Genomic DNA, 4,117 nt, shown 5'->3' on the forward strand with positions numbered 1-4,117 from the left:
CCAGGTCCGGCTGGGTGCACTCCACCGCCATCAAGGGCCGGACCCCCGCGGCGGCAAATGCGTCCTCGATCATCTTGCCCCAGATCGGCCGCTCGGATGCCGAGATTAGTCGTTCGCCCGCCATATCTCCGGCGGTGAGGAATGGCCGGCCGGCGAATGGGTGGTCCGGCGCCATTGCGCACACGACTGGAACGATACACAGGGTATGCGAATCGACCAGCGTCGGGTCGACCAGGCCGAAGGTTAGTCCTAAGTCGGACTGGCTGTTGGCCACCCGGTCCACGACCTCCGCCGGGGTCAGCACTTTCACCCCGGCGCGGACCAGCGGCTGCGATCGCAGGAACGCGCCCAGCGCAGCCGGCACCAGGGCAGCGTTGAACGCGGCGATGGTGGTGAGCGTCACCTGACCCGTCAGCCGCCGGTGCAGGTCCCGCGCCAGGCGCTCGGCCGCGTCTAGCCGGCTGAAGATGTCGTCCACCGCGCGGAAGAATACCTCGCCTTCGTGCGTTGGCTGTAACCGGCCTTTGATCCGGCGGAAAAGCGGCACGCCGATCCGATCCTCGGTGTAACGCAGCACTTTGCTGATCGCAGGTTGCGACAAGCCAAGCAGCCTCGCGGCCTCGTGCTGGTTGCCGCTGCGCATAACCGCCCAGAACACTTCCAGGTGGCGCACGTTCAGGTGCGACCCCCGGCTCGCCGCTATTGTTGCGGCTTTCTCGATGTCGTTCGGCATTCGCCGCTCCGTCCCTGGCGCGATGCTAACAGGCGTTCGCGCCTGCACCAAAGCGATATCGCCCGGTTATCACCACCCGCACATTGAATATTGGACGGCAGGGCGAACCACGCCGAGCATCCCCCCAACACGACAATGCTGAAAGCAGCGGAGAAGGAGAGGGGTGTCATGCCGATCGTAATAGGCAGCGACGTCTGCGTGCACTGCACCAGGCCAATTCTATGCTGCTGAAAGGCACTCGCGTCGTCGAGTGGGCCGAAGGCTTGTCCGCTCCGTTCACGGCACGGCTGCTCGCTGATCTCGGGGCGGATGTCGTCAAGATCGAGCGGCCCGGCGGTGATCCGTTGCGGCAGAAGGGGCCGTTCTGGCCCGGCCATACCGGGGCGGATGCCAGCGCATTGTTCGGCTACGTCAATGCCGGAAAGCGTAGTGTCACGCTCGACCTAGATCGGGAGCCCGGGCGTCTCGCCGAATTCTTGTCCGGGGCAGCCATCCTGGTGGAATCCCAACCGGCCGCTACCTGGGACCAACGCAACCTCAGTATCGCGGCGCTGCAGGCTCGTTATCCGGCCTTGGTCATCCTGTCGCTGACCCCGTTCGGCCGCAGCGGCCCGCTGCGGAATGCGCCGGCGACTGATTTCACCCTGCAGCATCGTGCCGCGTTCGCCTACAATATGGCGCGGCCGGTGGACGAGCCGGAGGCACGTGGCCCGTTGGCTGGCGCCGACCACGAGGGGCCACTTGCCGTTGGCGTTGCCGGTGCGCTGGCGGCGGTATGGGGCTTGCTGGTCGCCGCCGGGGGCGCGGGGCCGCATATCGACCTGGCCAGCCACGATTTCTACGCCCACATCGCCTTCGAAGGCTTGGCAGATTGGAGCAACGGCGAGCGTGCCTTCAGTCGCCGCCGGGTCAAGCGCGAGGGCACGGAGGCTGCCGGTGGGCTCACCTGGATCCTGCCGTGTGCGGATGCCGGTTGGGTCATGGTCTCCCCACGGGAGCAGCATCAATGGGATCGCTGGATAGAGTTGCTGGGCAACCCGGCCTGGGCGGCAGACGCGGCGTTTTGCGGCACCCGGGTGGAGCGCCGGCGCAACTGGTTCGAGTTGCAGGCGGCCATGACCGAATGGTCCAGCTACCAATCGGCGGAGGAAGTGACCCGACGCGCCCAAGCCGTGTCCGTCGCGTGCTTTCCCATCAGCACGCCCGACGCGCTGTTGCGCAACGCCCAATTGCAGCATCGCCAGTTTTTCGACCGGCTGGTGTCACCGTCCGGCATGGAGGCGACGGTGCCGGGGCTGCCGATCCATTTACAGACGACAAGCCATGGCGCTCTGCCGCACGCGCGCACGCTTCGCAGCCCCAGCTTGGAGCCGGTTTGATGGACACGATCGTGACCGGCTCGGGCCATCAGCACGCCGCGCAACTGCCGCTGTCGGGCCTGCGGGTGTTGGATTTCAGTTGGATCATCGCCGGGCCGCTGACGACGAAGATGCTGGGCGCCATGGGGGCGGAGATCATCAAGGTCGAATCGTCCAAGCGGGCGGAGCACGCGGCGCGGGGCGGATCGTACCCGCTGCTGAACAACAACAAGCGCAGCGTCACCATCGATATCACGCATCCTGGGGGGCAGGATTTGCTGCATCGGCTGGTGCGCATCAGCGATGTGGTGGTGGAGAATTTCTCGGCCAAGGTGCTGACCAAATACCGCCTCGGCTATCCGATGTTGCGGGAGATCCGGCCGGACCTGATCTACGTCTCCGCCTCCGGTGTTGGGCGCACCGGGCCGCAGAAGGATGCGCTGGCCTACGGCACGCTGCTGCAGGCGTATAGCGGGCGGGCGGGGCTGATCGGGGCGCCGAACCTGAAGCTGGAGGCGATGGGCATCCTGCCGATCTGGACCGATCCGGTGACGGCGATGTGGGAGGCGCTGGCCATCCTGGCCGCCGTGCATCACCGCCGGCAGACCGGGGACGGCGCCTATCTGGACCTGTCGATGCTGGAGGGCACGGTGGCCCTATTGCCAGAGGCATTGCTGCGCCACTCCCTGGACATCGGCGGTAACGGGCCGGGCGGGAATGATGACGGCGAGTCGGCGCCCGGCGGGTGTTTCCGCTGCGATGGGCCGGATTCCTGGCTTGCCATCGCCGTCCGCACCGATGCGGAGTGGGCGGGGCTGTGTGCCGTCATGAAACGGCCCGACCTCGTCGCCGCCCATCCCACCGCGGCATCCCGCCATGAGGCACGACAGGCACTGGATGCCTTGGTCGCGGATTGGGCCGACACGCAGAATGCCGAGGCGGCGGAGCACTGGCTGCTGGAGGCCGGCGTGCCCGCTGCGCGAACCCGATCCTTCGCCGGGGTGATGGAGGACGAACAACTCGCCGCACGCGGCTTGTTCCCGGTGATGCCGGATGGTCGCCGCACCGTGGCGCTGCCCTGGCAGGATTCCACTGGCTGGCGCGGCCGCTTGGACCCGGCACCCGGGCTTGGTGACAGCAACGACTACGTCTTGGGCGAACTGCTTGGCCTAGGGCAGGCGGAACGAGACGCGTTGGCGGCAGAGGGTGTGATCGGCTGAACAAGACGAACCGCCGCGGCAACGACCGCGGGCGGTAATGGGGGGAACGGACATGGTGAAGTTCTTGCACAACACGATAGGTCGGCGTGGCGTATTGGGGGGTGCTGCGGCGTTGGGCGCCGGGTTGGCATTGCCGGCCCGTGGCCAAGCGCAGACTGCGGCGGGCATTACCGACGCGCTGATAAAGGCCGCCAAGGCGGAAGGGGCGCTCACCTACTACCACACCTCCGATTTGGGTCTGACGGCGAAATGGACGGCGGCGTTCACCCGCAAGTACGGCATCGCCGTGAAGAACATTCGCGGCCCCAGTTATCCGCTGTTCGATCGCTGGATGAACGAGGAACGGGTCGGCCGGCACATTGCCGACGTGATCCAGATCTCGGACCCGACCGTATTCGCACCGGCGAAGAAGGAGGGGTTCATCGCCGACTTTACCCCCGCCGCCGGTGCGGCAATCCCCGATGCGCTGAAGGTGGAGGGGCAGTGGTACGCCCTGAACATCGACTTCATGGGCATCGTCTACAACACCAAGGAGACCACCGAGGACGAGGTGAAGGCGCTGACCGCTGGCGGTTGGGACGCGCTGACCGATCCGCGCTGGAATGGCCGCTACGCCACGACCACACCAGCCGCGGGCGGCAGCACCTACACCTACTGGTACATGTTCATGACGGAGTACAAGGATCGCTACGGCGAAGCGTTCGTCAAGAAATTGGCTGCTCACAAGCCGACGATCTACAGCAGCAAAGTGCTCGCCTTCGACCGGCTGGCGGCTGGCGACTTCGCGGTATCCGACATGGCTGTGC

The 4,117-nt window shown here is 66.3% G+C and carries 4 protein-coding genes; 3 read left to right on the forward strand and 1 reads right to left on the reverse strand.

Annotated features, from left to right (window positions below; translation table 11 throughout):
* On the reverse strand, positions 1 to 733 hold a 733-nt coding region (locus GSQ76_RS23065; protein WP_158746465.1), incomplete at its 3' end, for a LysR family transcriptional regulator.
* 221 nt (positions 734 to 954) lie between these two features.
* Between GSQ76_RS23065 and GSQ76_RS23070 the strand changes: the two genes are divergently transcribed.
* The 3 genes from GSQ76_RS23070 to GSQ76_RS23080 all read left to right on the forward strand — a co-directional run.
* Entirely contained in the window at positions 955 to 2,112 is a 1,158-nt protein-coding gene (locus tag GSQ76_RS23070) for a CoA transferase (protein WP_158746466.1), read from the forward strand.
* Entirely contained in the window at positions 2,112 to 3,311 is a 1,200-nt protein-coding gene (locus tag GSQ76_RS23075) for a CaiB/BaiF CoA-transferase family protein (protein ID WP_158746467.1), read from the forward strand. The genes GSQ76_RS23070 and GSQ76_RS23075 overlap by 1 nt, the downstream gene beginning before the upstream one ends.
* A 52-nt stretch (positions 3,312 to 3,363) precedes the next feature.
* Positions 3,364 to 4,117: ABC transporter substrate-binding protein (locus GSQ76_RS23080; RefSeq protein ID WP_158746468.1), on the forward strand; the 754-nt coding region annotated here is incomplete at its 3' end.

The sequence above is a fragment of the Acidisphaera sp. L21 genome (assembly GCF_009765685.1).
GTDB lineage: Bacteria > Pseudomonadota > Alphaproteobacteria > Acetobacterales > Acetobacteraceae > LMUY01.